Below are 18,835 nucleotides of genomic sequence, written 5' to 3' on the forward strand. Positions count from 1 at the left end.
TTGCTCGTACCTAATCGGCTAACGATACAGTTTGTCGAAAATATTCGGGCTTATCCAGCGCTTTTATCATAAAATCTGCCACATCTGCTCTCGAAATCACGTATGGACGTGGCAAACTAGGCGCAACCGCTATCCGATATTTCCAGGTGGGCAACTTGTTGGTTAATCCGGCAGGGCGAATTATCGTCCAGTTAAGTTCCGAATCCTTGATACTAGACTCCATTTTTCGCATATCGGCGGCACTATTGCTAAAAATTAGCGGGAACAACACATCTTGAAAAATAAAAGGTATATTCGGGTCTTTTTCTTGGTCTATTCCGATTGAAGAGATACATACCAACCTTTTGACTCCCTTATTTGACAGTGCCTTAATCAGCCTGTCAGTCCCTTTTGAATATAGTGTTACCTTAGCGTTCAGCCCAGAAGATATACCGATTGCGGAAATTACTGCGTCATGTCCTGCAATTGCTTCTTCCAGCGCGGTATTCTCGCTCAATAAATCTGCCCGTTTGATTTGGAGACATTCATGCTTCAGGCTAATTGTTGCCGGGTTGCGGACAATTGCTGTTACGCTGTGCCCCATATCCAACGCCTTTAAAATAGTCTGAAACCCGGTTTTACCGTTTGCTCCAACGATAGCTATTTTCATTTGTTCCCTCTCTCTTTCTTCGAACCCTTATTACACTAATGAAATATTTGATTATCTGGAATAATTACTATTCTACAATATTACTCTCTGTTATGAATTTATTTGTCTAACTAATATTTAGCTATTGTGGGAAATTTCACCACTAGAATTTCTGATTTTGCTACCGCAAATAAGCACTGCGACTATTGCTACTCTTGACAGGAAGCATAAAATAATTAAGGATGCTTTACATTTAAGTTACGTTTGCGCATATATGTCGTAGTTCTATCTCCTGGAAAGGAGCATCCGCGAATGATTAATCGCGAAAAAATTGGACAGCCTTTGAGCGTGTTCACTTATCACATTGAGCCGGTAAAAATAAAAGAACTGGCTGAAGCTTTGGGTGATTCTAACCCAATTTATTACGATCTGCACGCTGCCGTTGAGGCAGGTTACCCCAAAATTCCCATCTCTCCCACTTTCCCTATCCTTTTCGGTTTCTGGGATCACGAAGACGGCTTTTCCATCCTTGAAAATCTGAATATTCCAATGTCGAGCATGTTACATGGTGAGGAGGAATATACCTATCTTGCCCCAGTTTACGCCGAAGATACTATTACTGGAACAGTGCGCATGACAAAAGTTGATGAAAAGCAGGGTAGCACCGGACCGTTTGAGGTAGTAACCTTTGAATTCGATTATTTTAACCAACACCATGAGCCGGTATTACATACCCGGCAAGTGGCTGTAATCCATTGAGGTGTGAGATGACTCTTCAAATGACCCCTATGTCTAACCCTAGCACTCGTTTGCTTTTCGATAACGTCGAAGTTGGAGATGAATTACCCACTTTAACCAACCCTCCGATCACTCATGTTCAGTTGGTGCGTTATGCCGGCGCGTCCGGTGATTTTAACCCATTACATACCAATCCTGAAATTGGCAAATCCATCGGAATTGGCGGCACTATTGCGCATGGCATGCTAATTATGGGATTTCTAGGACACTTGGTAAGCGATTATCTCGGCGGTCCTGCCTTATTGAGCAACTTCAAAGTGCGTTTCGCTAATATGTCGCGCCCGGGAGAAATCCTCATATGTTCCGGTAAAGTTACCCGCAAATACGAAGAAGGTGATAAGGGCTTTATTGAAGCGGAGGTTCGTGCGACTAATCCTGAAGGTCAGGTAAAAGCAACCGGAACTTTCACTGCCTGCATACCAAAAAAATAGAGCTATAAAGCAAATAATTAACATTTTAGCAGCAACTTAACGCAACATAACATCATATTACAGACACAGGAATAATATGGAAAGCTCTACAGATACAACTGCTATAGCTAATACAGCTACTCCAGTTACTACACCCACTACAACTGCTACACCAGATTTGAATTATGCCAACCTCGATCGCTTAATGCACTCTTATCAGGCTAAACTAACTATGGGTATGTCTCCGGCATCGATGATGTTGGCATATCTCGATTGGCTTTTCCATCTGGCAAACTCTCCCGGCAAACAGGCAGAATTGATTACTAAAACACAACGTGATACTGCACGTCTCGCGATGTATGCCTCCACCGCTGCTATACCCGCGCCGGGTTTAAAAGTTCCACCGATAGCGCAAGATTCACGTTTTACCGCCTCTAGTTGGCAAGTTTGGCCCTATAACCTGATGTCTCAATCCTTTCTAATGGTTGAACAGTGGTGGCAAAATGCCACTACGAATATTCCGGGTGTAGCGCAACACTCCGAAAATGTTGTCTCCTTTACCGCTCGTCAAGTGCTTGATACGGTATCTCCCTCAAATTATCCGACCACCAACCCTGAGATTGTAGAAACAACCATCAAGGAAAAGGGTAGGAATCTCGTGCGTGGGGCGAATAATTTTTCAGAAGATTTGCAACGCGCCATGCTTAAACAGAACCCTCCTAAATCGGAGAAATATGTTGTCGGTAAAACGGTAGCAGCTACCCCCGGTAAGGTCATTTATCGCAATCGTTTGATTGAGTTAATCCAGTACAGCCCCACTACTGATATGGTACAGGCAGAACCAATTTTATTCGTGCCTGCTTGGATTATGAAATATTACATACTCGATCTAAAATCCGATAACTCTATGGTTAAATATCTGGTTGATAAGGGTCATACTGTTTTCATGATTTCGTGGAAGAACCCTACTTCCGAAGATCGCGATATTAGCTTTGATGATTACCGCACGATGGGAATCATGTCTGCTATCGAGGTAATCAGCCAAGTTGTGCCGGATCGAAAAATTCAGGCAGTGGGTTACTGCATCGGCGGTACAATGCTAACGATAACTGCCGCCGCTATGGCTCGCGATGGGGATGATCGCCTCAAGTCCTTAACTCTTTTCACTACCCAAACGGATTTTACCGAAGCGGGAGATTTGATGTATTTTATTGATGAAAGTCAGGTCGATTACCTTGAGAATATCATGTGGCGACAAGGCTATCTCGATACCGGGCAGATGGCGGGCGCATTCCAGATGTTGCGCTCGAATGACTTGGTTTGGTCGAAAGGTGTGCAAGATTACCTGTTAGGGCATCGTGAACCACTCAACGACTTGATGGCTTGGAATGCAGACGGTACGCGCTTGCCCTACCGCATGCACTCCGAATACTTGCGCAGTATGTTCCTTAAAAATGCGCTGTTTGAAGGTCACTTCATGGTCAAGGGTCGTCCGGTTTCTATCAGTGACATTCGTATTCCGGTTTACATTATTGCCACTGCAAAAGACCATGTTGCGCCTTGGAAGTCGGTTTATAAGATAATGTTACCTCTCGATACCGATACCACCTTTGTGCTTACCAGTGGTGGACACAATGCCGGTATTGTAAGTGAACCGGGACATCCCCGCCGTAGTTTCCAGATAGCCGAGCATCCCTCTGGCTCAAAATATATTGACCCTGATACGTGGAAAGCCTCTATTCCCGTACAAAAAGGATCATGGTGGCTTAAGTGGCAGGAATGGTTAACGCTAAACTCTAGCGGTTTGGTTACACCTCCTGTACCGGGAGGCTCACATTATTGTTTTACTCCTTTGGCGGATGCGCCGGGCACGTATGTGTTACAGCCCTAGCAAATAATTAAGTTCACGGTTATAAATGCAGAGTAAAAAAACCTCTTGAGTATCTATCGGAAATAATCCGGCAGAACTCAAGAGGTTCGGGTAGGAACACGAGTCGATACTCTTCTGAAAATATTCACTTCCTCGCCCCGAAAGGGTCGTACCTACTTTACTGCTGTGGTACTAGCCCGCTTTTGAAGCTGCACGGAATAGCCTAACCGCTCCAACCGCTTGACCAAACTCTTCTCTATGGCTTGTTTATCCCGCTCGTCAAAATAGTTCGCTCCCAAATCTTCGTATTCGCTTTCCTCCTTTAGCAGATGGTAGATAATCACTACTAAACTGTGTGCCACGGCCACCGCTGCCCGCTTTTTACCTCGTCGCGCCGCTATTCGTCGGTATTGGGTGCCCAGATAACTAGCCTTACTTCTCGCCGCGCCTAAAGCCGCTTCGATTAAAGCTCGCCGCGCCGCTTGGTTGCCCTTCCGGGTTTTACCACTGTAACGCTTTCCGCCACTTTCATGATTGCCAGGACATAAACCCAGCCAACTCGCCAAGTGCATATGAGTTGGAAAACGGCTCATATCCTTGCCAATTTCAGCTAACACGATCTCAGCTATCCGCTGATTTACCCCAACAACCCGATCCAGCCGTTCAATTTCTTCTTCTAATGGTTGCAGGCGACTGGCTACTTCGGTGCTTAAGCGTTCGATGGCTTCATCCAAATAATCCAGATGACTTAACTACTCCGCCAGCATAAAACGGTGATGTTCCTTAAGCTGACCAACTAACGCCTGGGCTAATTCGGCTCGTTTGTTTCGCAGTCTGGAATGCCCCCTATATGACCAGACCACATTCTAGCTGCTTTTGAGCCAACCAATTATGTTCAAATTCTATCGGCGATAAGTAGCCCAAAGACGAATGTAAGCGACCTTCATTATAAATCCGTTCTAGCCAATCTTCCAAACCCACTGCTACCTCTGCCAAATTCTGAAATTCTTCTAAATAGAGTTTCTCATAACTAACCGTCTTGTTAAAGCTTTCAGCCATCCCGTTCGGGTATGTCAATAGTTTTGTGTAAATGGAATTGATTGCTGAATTCAAATAGTTACTCTTTCCTTAAAACAGATCGAAAGCTGGTTCAAAATACATGCCCAATTAGGTATCGGCATGGTCCAATCGCTGGTAATATCACAATTTGCCAGGTAAAATAACTTCCTTACTGACTCCGCGGAGGGAAAAGCCCCCTTGGTTTTGATCACTTTACCCAATTGGCGATGATAGCCCTCGACGGAATTCGTGGTGTAGATCAGCCGCCGGATATCTGGTGGATAGTCGAAATAGGTGGACAGTTCCGCCCAGTTGTTCTCCCAACTCTTTACCGCAATCGCATACTTCCCACCCCATTTATCGGTCAGGTTTAGCAGGTTCAGTTCGGCTTCTTCCCGAGTAGCCGCCTTGTAAACCGTTTTCAAGTCAGCCATAAAGGCTTTCTGATCCTTCCACACCACATAGCGCAGGCTGGTGCGGATTTGATGAATAATGCAGCGCTGAACCTGGGCGTAGGGAAAGACCGCCTGGATCGCCTCACTGAAACCGCTTAGCCCGTCCACGCAAGCGATAAAAATATCCTCGACCCCACGCCCTTTCAGAGCACTGATCACTCCCAGCCAGAATTTAGCTCCTTCCCCAATGACCCAGAATATCGCGCCGCCCTTCCAGATCGACCCCCAACACATTGTAAACTGCCATATTCTCGACTTTGCCTTCCCGGCGCATTTTCACAAAGATGGCGTCCAGATAGATGATCGGGCCAGTGGCCGGTTCTGCCAGGCTTCTACCATCGGCCAGATCTTATCAGTAATGGCGCTGATGGTAGCGGGCGAGATTTCCACCCCATACAGATCCTGTAAAGTCTCCTGCAAGTCTCGGATAGAGAGCCCTTTGCCATACAGACCCAGGATCTTTTCTTCCAGTTCGTTGGTGTTATGACCGTACTTTTTGAGTAGGGTGGGTTCGAACTCGCCATTGCGATCCCTTGGCACCTGGATGGTGGTGCTACCGGCTGAGGAATTTAGCTGGCGAGTAACTTTGCCGTTTCGGCTATTACCACTATTACGACCTTTAGCCTCATATTTCTCATAACCCAGATGGTCGGTCAGTTCCGCCTCGAGCATTTGCTCCAGGGTGCGAGCGAACAGTTTGGCGAAGATCCCTTCCCGACCAAAGAAATCTTCGATGGAGCTAGCCTTGTCCAGTTCTTGCTGGACCACTTCTACTGATGGCAAATTGCTGGGTTTTGCTGGATTTGCTGGTTTGTTGTTAGCCGCCACTGGTTTTCTCCTTAATAGCTGTTTTTATTTTCGGCTATCTTACCATCAGCTTTTTCCTTTTACACACGTTAGGATACACTCTCGGCTTTATGCCTTCATTTCACAAATACTGCCCTTCGCCGATACCAGCCTCGAAAAATTGTATGAATTTGGAAAATTGCTACAGCGTAAATTGCCGATTCAAAGAGACGTCTTGCCATTAGAAGTACAACAGGCAATTGACATAGAGTCGTATCGGGTACAGGAAACCACTAAGGGCAAGATAAAGCTGAAGGCGCAAATAGGTGAACTTGATCCAATCAAAGAAAAGCAGGATTACGGGGTCAAACCGGAAGATATAGAGCCCCTCTCTCTGATAATTTCTGAACTCAATAAGCGCTTTGGCACAGAGTTTGGGGATGAGGATAAATTGCTTATCAATAATCTTGAGGAAATTACATGAGGACATTTCTTTGAAAGCCAGTTTGAAGGCAAGTTCCACAGAGAATGTGCGCTTAACTTTCGAGAAAAATACCAAAGAGTATCTTCAGGAATTTCTGGACAAAAACTTCAAATTTTATAAGCAGGTTTTGCTACCGTACACAATTAGAAATCCTCTAAAAGAAAAGGGATAAAGGCGACTGGTAAGGGTAAATGTTCATTCAAAAAATGCTCAAGCAGGTTCAAACCTAAATTGAACAGGCTCAAATCCAGTCGTTCGGTGCGATGAATGACCCGGTTCCAGCCTTCAGCTAAAGCTATCGTACCCAGATGTACAATCCAAAGATAAGCCAGACAAGCCGCTAACAATAACCTTTCTAGCCGTTTAGGGTCATCCAAATGGCTCTTGTCCAGCCGAAACCCTCGGCTCTTGCTATCGGAAAAGAAGGTTTCAATCCTAAACCTCTTTTTGTAGTACCGGATTGCTTCCTGGGCTAGAGCCAAATTACTCACCAGATAAAGTGGCTCACGGTAAGGCTTTTGCCAGACCGCTATGACCAGTACTGGTCCGTACTCGTGTTTGCTGAATGCTACGCCGCTCTGACTCACTACCTGACCAGGCTGAACCCCTAACTTACTGATGGCATAATGAGCTTGTTCATCCAACCAGACCTGGCTATTTTTAGCAGTACGACAGACATACTGCCAACCGTAATAATCTAACCGTCTTAACAAACGACAGCCATCGAATTCACCATCACCCAAAAAGACTACTTGGCTACCAGACGGAACCAACGAGTGAACTTGCTTTAACAATCTGATGTGCAAAGCTTGAGCTAAATGTCCCTTTTTAGCCTTAACCACCAACCAACCCAAAGGTAAAGCCCGCCCCTGATATACTACACTGATTACTAAGCCCATTCCACCAGCACCAACCTGACTGCCATCTATCACCAGTACCAGTGGACAATGACACAGGCTACTCAGCAATTGTTTGGCGAAAGGAGCATACACCACTTTTTGGTTAAAGTTATCATTTTTGAGCAATCGGCGCATTCGGATGATGCGGCTTTCCCGTTTAGTTTTATCTGGCACTTTGGCGGCGATATTAGGCAACGCACTATGCCGACTACCTACAATCCCACTGATCACCATCGCTAGAATTGTTAAATATTGTAATTCGCGCCCCTGCGCTTGTGGGTGGAGTTGCAACAATTGCTGTTTTATGGCACGATGTCGGCGAAGGTTGTCACTCATTTTGGTATCCTTTTGCTTTCTACTTTGGTCGGTAAGAAAACTACAGTTTACCACTCTGCCTCAACCTTCTCCTCCTTTTCCTCTCCTTTATATCTGTACGGTAGCAAAAAGCAGGTAAACGATAATCCTGATTTTTCAAAGTTTCTTATGGATTGGCTTTTCGAGCGCTATTTAGATAGAAATGCCGCCTGAGATCTTATGTGTTTCGCAGATAAACACATTTGGGAAAATCTCCGGTGGTTTTAGAAATCCGCCACATAGATATATGCTAATAATGAAGAGAGATTAATGAGACGAGTTCCCGTAATTATTACTAATGACAATGAAAATTGTCAAAAGTTATGTCCTCTTATGGTTGGGATTCAAAGGCATATTTTCAAAAACGAGTCACTATCAATTGTTTGGGTGCTTTACAAGGTTCTCTAAAACCTGGAATTGGTGGTAAGCAGCGAAATTGTCAACCCTGCCCCAAGCGGGCTTTGTGTACCAAAGCCAAGAACGCACCACGGGAACTAACCTTGCGGCCTAAAGAGCAGCACCTGGTAATGGAACAACGGCGGGCTGAAGTTGACCCGGAATCGTGGAGTAAAGGAAGAGGCAGATGCTATAATAAACCACGAAAGGGGCAGAAATGGGAGATAAGCAGAAAGAGTATCCAGTAGAATTTAAGCGAGAAGCAGTGCGGTTAATGGAAACCAGCGGTAAAACAGCGGTACAAATCGCTAGAGAATTAGGGGTATCCGACAGTGTACTCTACCATTGGCGTAAAATATTGGCTGAAAAAGGAGAGCAAGCTTTTCCTGGTAAAGGTCATCAAACTGAGGCTGAAGAAGAACTCCGTCGGCTGCGACAGGAGAATGAACGACTGCGGATGGAAAGGGATATCTTAAAAAAAGCCCTAGCCATCTTCACGCAGAACCAAAAGTGAAGTTTCAGTTCATTTATGAGCACAAGCAGGAATTTGCGGTGAGGTTAATGTGCAAGGTGCAGGTGGTTTCTGAGAGCGGCTATTACGCCTGGCGGAAACGACCAGAAAGTGCCAGAGCCAAGGCTGACCGAGCACTGGAAGCAGAAATTGAGCCTATATTCGAGCAGTCTCGGCAAACTTACGGTAGTCCCAGAGTAAAGGCGGCGCTAAGGGGTAAGGGGATAAACTGTTCGAGGAAGCGGGTAGCCAGACTGATGCGGTTGCTGGGGCTAGTCTCCTGTCATCGACGTAAGAAGCGAAAGGTCATAACGACTGATAGCCAGCACAGCAATCCGGTGGCACCCAACCGGCTAAAGCGGGATTTCACGGCTACCAAGCCTGATGAGAAATGGGTGGGAGATATTACCGGGGTGTGGACTAATGAAGGTTGGTTGTACCTAGCCTCATAATGTTCACAATACCCCCTTCTCGCACATTCTAGGGTTAAGTTCAATTCCTTTTATGTTTATGACGTAATATTGACCGACCTAACTCGGCTATTTCTTCTGAACTTAATTTGATCCACCGGGTTCCACCTTTTCGTAATTGAACATTGTCCAATCGCCCCGCTACACACCAATCATTTACTGTACTTGGATCTACCTGTAATATTTTCGCAACTGCTTCTACTGTATAACGTCCATCACTGCGTTGGCTTATTCCTAGTTTCCCCGGTCGTTCAGGTGAGCCTAAGAAAATTCCAAAATCTCGACGTATTCCCCTGACCCGTGCGACGCTGAGAGGCTGACCATGGGAGTTCTTCCAACCTTGTTCGTTCAATATTTGCAGAATTTGCCCATCGGTATGATCAACTGCTAGTTGGCGGACTTTGTCCAATAGATTGATGTCAGTCCGGTATTTATTGCAAGATAATACTGGGGCCTTAACTTTAAGGACCGTATGAGCCTCGGTTTGCCAGCAAATATCCAGATCTACTGTGCCTTCCTCTTCTCTTTTTAGTAGGGTAACTGACTTAATTAGAAACCGCAAGAGCTGTTTGCGTTCCGCTTGCGTAGTGGTGGCTGCATACCAAACAGCTGGAACATTTTGGGCTAAAGCCAATATCTTTTCACGCTCTTCTCCACTTAAGGATGTAACTTCCGCTTGAAGTTTCGCTTTAGCAAGGTATTCCTGCTGTAATTTTTCCAGCCTAGCTAACTTTTCATTCCAGTCTTTTTCCAGACTACGGGCTACTAAGCGGTTTTCTGGTTCTACTGCCATAAACCTGCGTTGCGCTAAATTTGCCTCATATTCTGCTCGTTCCAGACTTAATTTCCACTGCTGCTCGAATTGTTGGGCTTGTGTTTCAAGTTGGGCAATAGCAGCTAGCGAAATCTCTAATTGAGCCAGTTGCAGAGCAGCTAAAAAGCACCTTGCTACTGCTTCATCTATACCATCTCCACGAATAGTTTGGCACATATTCCCACCAAATCTGATCCGCTCTTCATTACAAACATAGAGTGGACCCTGTATATTACCCAGATAATTTACCCGCATCCTTCTTCCACACTTACCACAGCGTAATAAGCCTTGTAGTAAGGCTGCCCCTTTTCGGATGGCTCCGGCACGCTCCTCAAAGCGGTAAGTACGATTCTGATCTAATTGCTGCTCATTTTTAAGAAATTGCAGCCAGGTAATGTAACCAGGGTGATGTTCTAAAAAGACAATTGGCCATTCCGATGGTTTAAGTCTAACCAGACGAGTTTTAGTAGGGCTATCTAACTTTTGAGTTTCAACAGTTTTAATTTGACGCAACCGGCCATAAACATAAGCTCCCGCATAAAATGGGTTGTGTAAAATACTTCTAACTCTGCCATGCTTCAAAGGTTCCCAACGCGGAGTGGCCTGAGATTGCGATAGAAATTGCTGGTGCTGGCTCTCTCTTGACCCCAGCCGGGGGCGGGTGGGAAATTTTAAGCCTTGTTGATTGAAATGCCTGACTACCGCCAGGGCCGAACCGTATTGGTCAAACAAATTGAAAACAAGCCTGACTGCGCCAGCTATTTGCTCATCCGGATCTAGCACAATTCGGCCAAGCGGATCATAAACAAGACCAACTGGCAAAGGCTGTTGAAGTTCACCTTTCTGGGCTTTAGCCAGTTTACCACCGTCCATTCTCTGACGGATCCAATGTAATTCTGCTTCGCTCATAGTACCCTTAAAACCTAGAAGCAGACGGTCATTGTACTGACCAGGATCATAAACACCTTCTTCGTCAATAACCAGCGTATCGGTCAAAGCACAAATCTCGAGTAAACGATACCAATCACTACAAGAGCGAGCTAAACGAGAGGCTTCCAGACACAATACTGCTCCAGCCAAACCTAATCCCACCTGGGCAACCAACCATTGAAAACCATCCCGATTAAGTGCCGAGGTACCGGAGCGCCCCAGGTCATCATCAATAATTATGATACACTCAGGCTGCCAGCCTAACTTAAGGGCACGTTGCTTAAGATCATATTGGCGAGAAGTACTACCGGTATTTTGACGGACTTGGGCCAGGGTAGACTGGCGGACATAGATCAAAGCCTGCCGATTGAAGTGCTGAGGTGTAATCTTTGAACTAGTAAGCTGGCTAAGTAGCATTACAAACCTCCTCAGTTTCAATCTTGCTAGAACTAGTAATTTGAACCTGGACCTGTGTGCTGATCAGGTTAGAAGCTAGGCGGGCCAATAATTGAATGAGCCTAAGCTGTAATTCTGGCCGCAGGGTTGGCCAAAGTTGGGTTGGAGAAATTTGCCCTGGAGAAACGCTTACCTTATTCACTTTTCGTCTCCTCCGCTTAAAGAATTATTTGGAGCACAAGAACAATTGGCAGAACCCTTATTTAAGGGATCTGCATTAATATTATGCTCCACTAAGCCAGGATTATTAAGAAGAATAGGTTCGAGAAAATTTATTAGTTGGCGAAGGCCTTGTAAATTAAAAAGGATTGGGACTGGCTGTTTCTCAAAGTCCTTATTTAGGGATCCATCTGGTACAAGATCCCAAGAAGATTCGACAGATATCGTAGTGTGGATTTCATTTAGCTAGGTACAACCAACCTTCATTAGTCCACACCCCGGTAATATCTCCCACCCATTTCTCATCAGGCTTGGTAGCCGTGAAATCCCGCTTTAGCCGGTTGGGTGCCACCGGATTGCTGTGCTGGCTATCAGTCGTTATGACCTTTCGCTTCTTACGTCGATGACAGGAGACTAGCCCCAGCAACCGCATCAGTCTGGCTACCCGCTTCCTCGAACAGTTTATCCCCTTACCCCTTAGCGCCGCCTTTACTCTGGGACTACCGTAAGTTTGCCGAGACTGCTCGAATATAGGCTCAATTTCTGCTTCCAGTGCTCGGTCAGCCTTGGCTCTGGCACTTTCTGGTCGTTTCCGCCAGGCGTAATAGCCGCTCTCAGAAACCACCTGCACCTTGCACATTAACCTCACCGCAAATTCCTGCTTGTGCTCATAAATGAACTGAAACTTCACTTTTGGTTCTGCGTGAAGATGGCTAGGGCTTTTTTTAAGATATCCCTTTCCATCCGCAGTCGTTCATTCTCCTGTCGCAGCCGACGGAGTTCTTCTTCAGCCTCAGTTTGATGACCTTTACCAGGAAAAGCTTGCTCTCCTTTTTCAGCCAATATTTTACGCCAATGGTAGAGTACACTGTCGGATACCCCTAATTCTCTAGCGATTTGTACCGCTGTTTTACCGCTGGTTTCCATTAACCGCACTGCTTCTCGCTTAAATTCTACTGGATACTCTTTCTGCTTATCTCCCATTTCTGCCCCTTTCGTGGTTTATTATAGCATCTGCCTCTTCCTTTACTCCACGATTCCGGGTCAACTTCATTTTTTCCCTTGACAAAAACAGTTAAGGGCATGAAGTTCGCGATTGGTATATTTTATCTGGGCAAAAGTCTAGTAATGGATAAACCAGAATTACTCTATCAAGAGAATACTGAAAATAAAACCCGAAGAGTGGCGTAAAATCTTTCACCGTTGGTATCCGGACATGCCAATGCTTGATAAACCTGTGGTGTTGGGCAAAAGAGGCTTGCCCTTCGACCATTTCTTAATCTGCTCGCCACAATCACCCCCCGAAGTTTTGGATTTGATAAATAAGCCGCAACTGTGGAGCGCCCACCCGGAGGAAGAACAACCCCTCTATCACGTCCTCATCTTGGTGGGAGAAGAACATTATCCGCAAGTGGTGGACTTTATTGAAGAAGCGCGGCGATTTGGCATTTCTAGGCGAATCCGCGCCAATTTCCCCTTCGAAAAGCTAACGGCAGGGAAAAGCCAAATGGTACTGCTCCACCCCAAAGCGATAAATCTCAACTGGGAGCAGCAAATTCCACCGGACTACTGCCCCAAAAGCAACCCTGCCCATCTCCACTTGCAGCCACCCCCTTCCTTTGACCTGCACTACTACCGGGTCACCGTAATAGCGCCGGGCATAGAAATGGAAGAGGAGCGGGGGCTGGAGGTGGTAACCTCAATTGGTGCGAGACCACAGGAGGGACCGTGCTTGGGGAAAATATATAACCTGCTACCGGTACCGGCGGGACAACAGTCGGGAGAAATAGCTTTTAGGGAAATGCCGAGTTTTCGCTACAGCTACACCCCCAGCGGGGAAAGCGTGGCGGGACTAACCCCCGGCATCTTTGGCATCTTCCCCCTGACCGGAGTAGCGTTAATCAAACGAGAGGATGGGACGGTGAATGAAGAAGCTGAGGAGCGCATACAGAAAGCTGGTCTCAACTACTACCACGCCGAAGCTTGACGCTGGTATAAGATTACCCGGAAAGAAGGCGCTAAAATGATAACCTAATCTTCAGATACCAGTCCAGAAACCGAGCAGGTTCAGGTCAGTTTAATCCGCCAGGCTTCTCCCGAACGTCGCTTTGGGTTGTTACGTTCCATTACGACGGCCACCCGGCAAATGGTCTGGCAGGCGATCCCGCGAGTCAACCCCACCGCCACCGATGAAGAAATAAACCTGCTATTCCTAAAAGTTCATTACGGTCTTGAAATGACGTTGGCGCATGGCATCACCTAAAAAGTAACCTTGACAGCTCTTTTGCATCACGAGTAATGTAACCCGACGCCCAAATTATGATTAGGCGAAGGGAGCAATAAAGTGAGAACAACTATGAGCTTTCCAGCTAAAAGAGAATTATTGATCCAGATAGCCCCTCGCTATGCTGAGGCTACCCCAGTCCAGAAAGGTATTATCCTGAGTGAATTTATTCAGGTTACTGGTTATACCCGCAAATATGCCATTCGCATCCTTTCCCAATGCCAAAAGCAGTCCGTCTCTATTAAGACTATCCTTAAACGGGAACGACCGAAAAGATATGGTAAGGATATACAAGAAGCGCTAGCTACCGCCTGAACCGCCTCCAATTTTATCTGTGCTAAACGCCTGGTTCCATTTCTACCCGAACTGGTGGCTAATTTGGAGCGCCACGGTCATCTCAAACTGCCAGTTGATACTCATCAGCAACTACTTGCCATGAGTTCCGCTACGGCGGATCGTATCCTCACCAGGCTCAGAAAAGAAGATCAGCCAAAAGGTATTGGGACTACCAAGGCCGGTACACTTCTCAAACACCAGGTGCCAATCCGCACTTTTGCTGAATGGAATGAGGTAAAACCAGGTTTTCTAGAAATCGACCTGGTAGGCCCCGGTAGAATATAGCTGTAGCCAGAAGCAATCTAGGCGGTTTTTTAACGGGATTCACTCATATTTTTGATAGAGAATGTAACATATTGATAAGAATTAGATACAATCTGATACATTTTATTTCTTATTGTATCTAACAAGCTCTTTTTTGTTACAATCTCTTTCATAGTTTGACAATTTGATACAACCTTAGTACCATATTATACAAATTGTAATAATATGATATAAGGTGAACATATTGGCAAAGAAAGAATACAAATCCCTACTTATACGGCTTGAACCTGAGTTGTACGCGGCTTTTTCTAATTTAGCCGAACTGGAACGACGTTCCAACTCCAACTTGGGCGAAGTAGTTATAGCCGATTACGTCAAAGCTCAAACAGACCGAAAAGCGGCTGAAAACCGCCTTCCTCCCACCTTTGAGGCTGAGGTGCAACCCAACCCGACCACCACCTCCAAAATTAAGACCAAGCGAACTGCTCCAACTCGCCCCAAAGCCTAAACCTAAAGGTTTTAATATGGCCGCTATCCCACCAGTGGTAATAGTGTTATACCCAGGGAAGGCTGGAGACTAAAACCTTTAGACCGGGAAGTGAACAATAACCTGGTTATATTCCTTCTGAGCATCTACCAGGGCCAATTTGGAATAAATTTCTAAAGCCTGACGACTGGCATGACCGGAATAAGGTTGGATAAAAGCATCATCGATCCCCTGTTTTTTAAGCCAGGTTAAAAGAAAATGGCGCAGCTTATGCGGCGAAATAAGCTGAGTAAGTCCCGCTGCCCTGGAGTAACGTTCCAGGATTTTACGCACCCCTCGCTCGGTATATTTCTTCTTCCAACTCGATTCAAATAAATAGGCGGCACCCCGTTCTTTTAGCTGGCGCACATGCATGGCTAGAGCTTCCTTAAAAAACACCGGGAAAGGTACCAGACGATCTTTGCCACCTTTCCCGGCAGTAATTTTAATCTGGCATTGCTCAAAATCCACCTCGACCAGATGCATGTTGCAGAGTTCACTGACCCGAACCCCCGTGTACAACAGTACCTTGATTAAAACCATGTCACTAAAATTTTCGGCTTGCCAGACTGCCTGATAGTAACGCTGGATTTCGGCCTCGCTCGGCACATAGGGCAATTTATGCGAAGCTTTGGGAACTTTTATTTCCAATTCGTCTCTAAGATAACGGAAAACATCTTTGAGATAAGCATAATCTGGTCGCTCCCCACGTAATTGGCGGGCCAACTCGTGGGCCTTCTTTTTGGCAGAAGTCCGCCCGCAAGGGTTAGGCTCACTATCCGCCGGAATAAGGGTGACCAGGGGTTCAATAGAAATATTATCCATCCAAATGCTCGCTTTCTGGCTTTAACTGGCCCTATCTTCCTCAATTGCCAGGCGGGTAGAGAGGTCTAGCTGAAAGAGTCCGTAAGGGTTGACGTGGTTATAAATCAAGGGCGAAAGACCCCGCATATCTTCGGGTTTCATTAAGGCTAGCCAATCTTTTTCACCCAACACCCGCTGTAGCATCAGTGTATTTATATAGACCAGGCTAATCTGGAGTAGATGCAAAGCCAGCATCGAGATTTCCTGTTCGGCTAACAGGTTACTATGAAACTCACCGCTTTTGCCATAATAAATGAAAGAGTTGGCACTGTTCCAATTCTCCACGGTATTAAGGCCAGCGTGAATTTCCTGCCGCAACTCTCGGGAACTGAGGTACTCACATAAAAAGATGGTTTTGATAGCCTTACCCAGTTCCGCCAGAGCCTGATAGGTCGGATGAGTAAGATTATTGCGCCTAAAACGTCGTAAGATATCCTCGGTTTGGGCCGTACCCAGTCGCAAAGCGGTCGCGAATTTAACCATTTCATCATATTGCTGACGAATTAAATCCCAATTGATTGGTCTGGTCAGGATCTTTTGCAAGTTAGGGTAGGCTTCGGGCTTGCCAGTTTCGGGTCGGTATAACTTCTGGCTGTAAATGTTTTTCATTCGTGGCATCAGTTGAAAGCCTAAAAGCTGGCAGAAAGCAAAAGCGACCTCACTCTGTCCGTGGGTATCCACGTAATTTCGGTCTACGCTCATTTCGGTGCAGTGACGTAATACTCCTTCGATCATCGCCGCCACTTCCGAAGATGAACAACTCTTGAGTTGGGAATAAATACAGGTGGAGTGTTGTTCAACGTGCCAGTAAATGACTACCCCTCGTCCACCATAACGCACATGCCATTCGGTTAAGAGATTTTGATCCCAGGCTCCAAACTTTTTAGAGTCACTGACGCAGGCGGTGGTACCCTCACCCCAAATAGTGGGAAGGCGAGCGCGAAAGATCGCATTACAAACCTGAATTATGGCTTCACGCAGGTGGTCTTTGGTAATAAAGCGATTTTTAACATACAGTAAATCCCGATAGGCTTCGCCTAATTCACCGGCACCCATACTCTTAAAACCAGTGTTTGTACCCAAAGCATAGAGGCACAAAAGCAACCGTTTTTGCAAAGTCGGGCGGTCCAAACTTTCCCTTTGGGCGGCACTCCGAAAAATGGTGGTGAAATCCACCCTGAGATCGGTTTCCTTGAGGAAATCCAACAAACCGGGCATCACCCAGCGACGACCTACTTCGACTTTAAGACGGTCAAGTTGGGCAGGCTCCGCTAAGGCTTCCAGCGGTGATAGATTGATCCAGCCCCCACCCTTTTTGGTGATAATTTTGAGGTAGGGATTGGTTGGTAGTCCCTGGTCTAGCATAGTAAGGGCTGTGTGCATCTTTTTCTTCAAGTTAGTAATGAAATCTTCGACAGATAGGGGTTGGTTCAAAGCCTGATAATATTCCTGGCGGGCGGTAGCGAAGTCGGCGGGTACATCCTGGTCAGGATTACGGTAGCGACCGGCCCCTTCAACCCAGATTTCTTTGCAGCGCAGTTGTTCCCGCAGCGTTTGCAAAACACACATTTCGTAATAAATGCGATTAATCCGCTTGCGCTTACCGCGTTTACTTTTTTCCACCACCAGCTCTAGCCAATTGCCCAGCACCACTCCTTCAAGCGGCACTTTCTCCTCCGCAGGATAGAGCAGTTGGTCGTTGTCCACCTGGGCATACTTCTTTAATAATTCCAGAGCCTGGATTAGGGGACGATGCACCAGATTATTTGAGCGAAAAGTCAGCACCTCCAAGAGTTCTGGCACCATTCGCCGGTAATGGTGACCGTAAGAACCCCGCATCACGCTATATACTTTCTGGCGGTAGTTAGAACCAGTGCTTTCGTGTTCTTTCACAATATCCTGAAGGGTTTGTTGGTTGATCACCGGGTAAACCACTTCTTCAATCACCCCTTTGGGATTACTGGCGGTAGTCCGGGCCAGTTTGTAAAGCAGATTAGGTTTGCCATCTACTTTTTTGTACTCAGCCACCAGTTCTTTGTCTACTTTTCGTTCGGCTTTTGCTCCAATCCCGTGGATGATCTCAATCAATAACTCTACTAAATTGTCGGTAACTTCCCCCAGTCGCCATAAAGAGTAGGCACTCATCAGGGTATAGCGAATGGTTAAGGGATGGGTTTTGAGCTGGCGCAGACTCTCGGTGGCCGCCCGAGCCGCATAGCGTGTAACTGATTTAGGGGTGGCATCGCCGAATAAATCCAGCGGCAAGGCCAGTTCCCTTAGTTTCTTAAGTTTGGCAGCCTCAGCCAGCACCGTTTCTAGGCCAGGTTTGCCCGGTTCAGCTTTTAACTGTTGCCAGAAAGGAAGGTCGATAGTTGGCGTGATTGGTTGGTTGACCGCTTCCACGCTAGGGGCGATTACGGTGGTGCTAGTGAGGGTGGCCTCAAGCTTGTGTCGGCTATTCGGGCTTAGTTTGTTCACAATGTTTTGGAAGAATTGCTCCTCGTAGGCGTGTAAGGCCGAACGAATCAAACGATCAATCCGGGCCGGGGTAGTTGGTTCAATTTTTAATTCCCGAAAACGGCTGTAGATGCGTTGCTTAAGATGCTCTTCTTCCTGGTCATGGCGGAGGGCCTGGGTGTTAAGCCAATCCCTCATCTCCTCCACATCCCCATCACGCGCTTCCCTGAAATGCAAATAATCCCGGATTTGAGCACGATGTGAAATGACCGAACGTCCGCGCCAGTCGTAGAGGAGGTAAAGGTCCGGGTCAAGTTTAAGTTGGCGGGCCAGATAAACCAATATTGCGCGGGTCACCTCATTTTTATGTAGCGGGAAACGGCCCTCATACTGGAAGCATTTAAGTAAAGCGGCCATTGCCAGTTTATGGGCATCGGATTTACCGCTTAAAAGGGCTAATTCGGCTGGGAGCAGCGTGAAATGTTCGTCTAGTTCGGCGGGTAGCCATTGACGCTTCATGATTTTCCTCTTTTCACTTTTGAGATTCGACTAAAAGCCTAGGGAGTAGGAAAAGGTAGGCTAGAAAACAAAGAAGTTCCCACACTATACATTATCTGTAGGGGAG

The 18,835-nt window shown here is 46.3% G+C and carries 19 protein-coding genes and 1 pseudogene; 10 read left to right on the forward strand and 10 right to left on the reverse strand.

Annotated elements, in window-relative coordinates:
• Positions 1-10 precede the first annotated feature (10 nt).
• The gene (locus OZ401_RS16040; RefSeq protein WP_341471461.1) at positions 11-649 is read right to left on the reverse strand and encodes an NAD(P)-dependent oxidoreductase; all 639 of its coding nucleotides are present in this window, start codon (positions 647-649) and stop codon (positions 11-13) included.
• Positions 650-940: 291 nt separating this feature from the next.
• On the opposite strand from OZ401_RS16040, the gene OZ401_RS16045 reads away from it, so the two are divergent.
• The 3 genes from OZ401_RS16045 to OZ401_RS16055 all read left to right on the forward strand — a co-directional run bounded on the left by OZ401_RS16045 (position 941) and on the right by OZ401_RS16055 (position 3,727).
• Positions 941-1,387 (forward strand): FAS1-like dehydratase domain-containing protein, encoded by a 447-nt coding sequence (locus tag OZ401_RS16045; RefSeq protein WP_341471462.1) that lies wholly within the window; start codon positions 941-943, stop codon positions 1,385-1,387.
• A gap of 8 nt (positions 1,388-1,395) precedes the next feature.
• On the forward strand, positions 1,396-1,857 hold the full coding sequence (locus OZ401_RS16050; protein WP_341471463.1) for a MaoC/PaaZ C-terminal domain-containing protein: 462 nt from the start codon (positions 1,396-1,398) through the stop codon (positions 1,855-1,857).
• A gap of 76 nt (positions 1,858-1,933) precedes the next feature.
• Complete coding sequence (locus OZ401_RS16055) at positions 1,934-3,727, forward strand: PHA/PHB synthase family protein (protein ID WP_341471464.1); 1,794 nt, start codon at positions 1,934-1,936, stop codon at positions 3,725-3,727.
• 152 nt (positions 3,728-3,879) lie between these two features.
• On the opposite strand, the gene OZ401_RS16060 is transcribed toward OZ401_RS16055, so the two are convergent.
• The 3 genes and pseudogenes from OZ401_RS16060 to OZ401_RS25825 form a co-directional block, all read right to left on the reverse strand.
• The gene (locus OZ401_RS16060) at positions 3,880-4,440 is read right to left on the reverse strand and encodes a transposase (protein ID WP_341471465.1); all 561 of its coding nucleotides are present in this window, start codon (positions 4,438-4,440) and stop codon (positions 3,880-3,882) included.
• Positions 4,441-4,552: 112 nt separating this feature from the next.
• Positions 4,553-4,819 (reverse strand): integrase core domain-containing protein, encoded by a 267-nt coding sequence (locus OZ401_RS16065; RefSeq protein WP_425607637.1) that lies wholly within the window; start codon positions 4,817-4,819, stop codon positions 4,553-4,555.
• Positions 4,816-6,003 (reverse strand): annotated as a pseudogene (locus OZ401_RS25825) (IS256 family transposase). Before OZ401_RS25825 ends, OZ401_RS16065 begins: the two are co-directional and overlap by 4 nt.
• 238 nt (positions 6,004-6,241) lie before the next feature.
• Between OZ401_RS25825 and OZ401_RS16075 the strand changes: the two are divergent.
• Complete coding sequence (locus OZ401_RS16075; protein WP_341471466.1) at positions 6,242-6,490, forward strand: hypothetical protein; 249 nt, start codon at positions 6,242-6,244, stop codon at positions 6,488-6,490.
• Positions 6,491-6,633: 143 nt separating this feature from the next.
• On the opposite strand, the gene OZ401_RS16080 is transcribed toward OZ401_RS16075, so the two are convergent.
• Positions 6,634-7,725, reverse strand: a complete 1,092-nt coding sequence (locus OZ401_RS16080) for an IS4 family transposase (protein WP_341467879.1) — start codon at positions 7,723-7,725, stop codon at positions 6,634-6,636.
• Positions 7,726-8,066: 341 nt separating this feature from the next.
• On the opposite strand from OZ401_RS16080, the gene OZ401_RS26020 reads away from it, so the two are divergent.
• The 3 genes from OZ401_RS26020 to OZ401_RS16090 are packed head-to-tail and all read left to right on the forward strand — an operon-like array spanning position 8,067 to position 9,102.
• Entirely contained in the window at positions 8,067-8,387 is a 321-nt protein-coding gene (locus tag OZ401_RS26020) for a transposase (RefSeq protein WP_486599299.1), read from the forward strand.
• Entirely contained in the window at positions 8,357-8,653 is a 297-nt protein-coding gene (locus OZ401_RS16085; RefSeq protein ID WP_341471467.1) for a transposase, read from the forward strand. Before OZ401_RS26020 ends, OZ401_RS16085 begins: the two co-directional genes overlap by 31 nt.
• Complete coding sequence (locus OZ401_RS16090) at positions 8,650-9,102, forward strand: IS3 family transposase (protein ID WP_341471468.1); 453 nt, start codon at positions 8,650-8,652, stop codon at positions 9,100-9,102. The genes OZ401_RS16085 and OZ401_RS16090 overlap by 4 nt, the downstream gene beginning before the upstream one ends.
• A gap of 40 nt (positions 9,103-9,142) precedes the next feature.
• Here the strand turns inward: OZ401_RS16090 and OZ401_RS16095 are convergent, their stop codons facing one another.
• From OZ401_RS16095 to OZ401_RS16105, 3 genes are all read right to left on the reverse strand, one after another.
• Entirely contained in the window at positions 9,143-11,281 is a 2,139-nt protein-coding gene (locus tag OZ401_RS16095; protein ID WP_341471039.1) for a recombinase family protein, read from the reverse strand.
• 436 nt (positions 11,282-11,717) lie between these two features.
• Positions 11,718-12,170, reverse strand: a complete 453-nt coding sequence (locus tag OZ401_RS16100) for an IS3 family transposase (protein ID WP_341471469.1) — start codon at positions 12,168-12,170, stop codon at positions 11,718-11,720.
• Positions 12,167-12,463, reverse strand: coding sequence for a transposase (locus tag OZ401_RS16105; protein WP_341471467.1), 297 nt, complete (start codon positions 12,461-12,463; stop codon positions 12,167-12,169). The genes OZ401_RS16100 and OZ401_RS16105 overlap by 4 nt, the downstream gene beginning before the upstream one ends.
• Positions 12,464-12,701: 238 nt before the next feature.
• Between OZ401_RS16105 and OZ401_RS16110 the strand changes: the two genes are divergently transcribed.
• From OZ401_RS16110 to OZ401_RS16120, 3 genes are all read left to right on the forward strand, one after another.
• On the forward strand, positions 12,702-13,466 hold the full coding sequence (locus OZ401_RS16110) for a hypothetical protein (RefSeq protein WP_341471470.1): 765 nt from the start codon (positions 12,702-12,704) through the stop codon (positions 13,464-13,466).
• A 357-nt stretch (positions 13,467-13,823) separates the two neighbouring features.
• Entirely contained in the window at positions 13,824-14,078 is a 255-nt protein-coding gene (locus tag OZ401_RS16115) for a hypothetical protein (RefSeq protein ID WP_341471471.1), read from the forward strand.
• A gap of 529 nt (positions 14,079-14,607) precedes the next feature.
• On the forward strand, positions 14,608-14,871 hold the full coding sequence (locus OZ401_RS16120; RefSeq protein WP_341471472.1) for a hypothetical protein: 264 nt from the start codon (positions 14,608-14,610) through the stop codon (positions 14,869-14,871).
• Positions 14,872-14,949: 78 nt separating this feature from the next.
• Here OZ401_RS16120 and OZ401_RS16125 read toward each other — a convergent pair whose 3' ends face one another.
• Both OZ401_RS16125 and OZ401_RS16130 read right to left on the reverse strand, forming a co-directional pair.
• Entirely contained in the window at positions 14,950-15,714 is a 765-nt protein-coding gene (locus OZ401_RS16125; protein WP_341471473.1) for a tyrosine-type recombinase/integrase, read from the reverse strand.
• Between the two features lie 21 nt (positions 15,715-15,735).
• Complete coding sequence (locus OZ401_RS16130) at positions 15,736-18,729, reverse strand: Tn3 family transposase (RefSeq protein WP_341471474.1); 2,994 nt, start codon at positions 18,727-18,729, stop codon at positions 15,736-15,738.
• Positions 18,730-18,835 lie beyond the last annotated feature (106 nt).

This window comes from Candidatus Chlorohelix allophototropha, assembly GCF_030389965.1.
In the GTDB taxonomy this organism is placed as follows: domain Bacteria; phylum Chloroflexota; class Chloroflexia; order Chloroheliales; family Chloroheliaceae; genus Chlorohelix; species Chlorohelix allophototropha.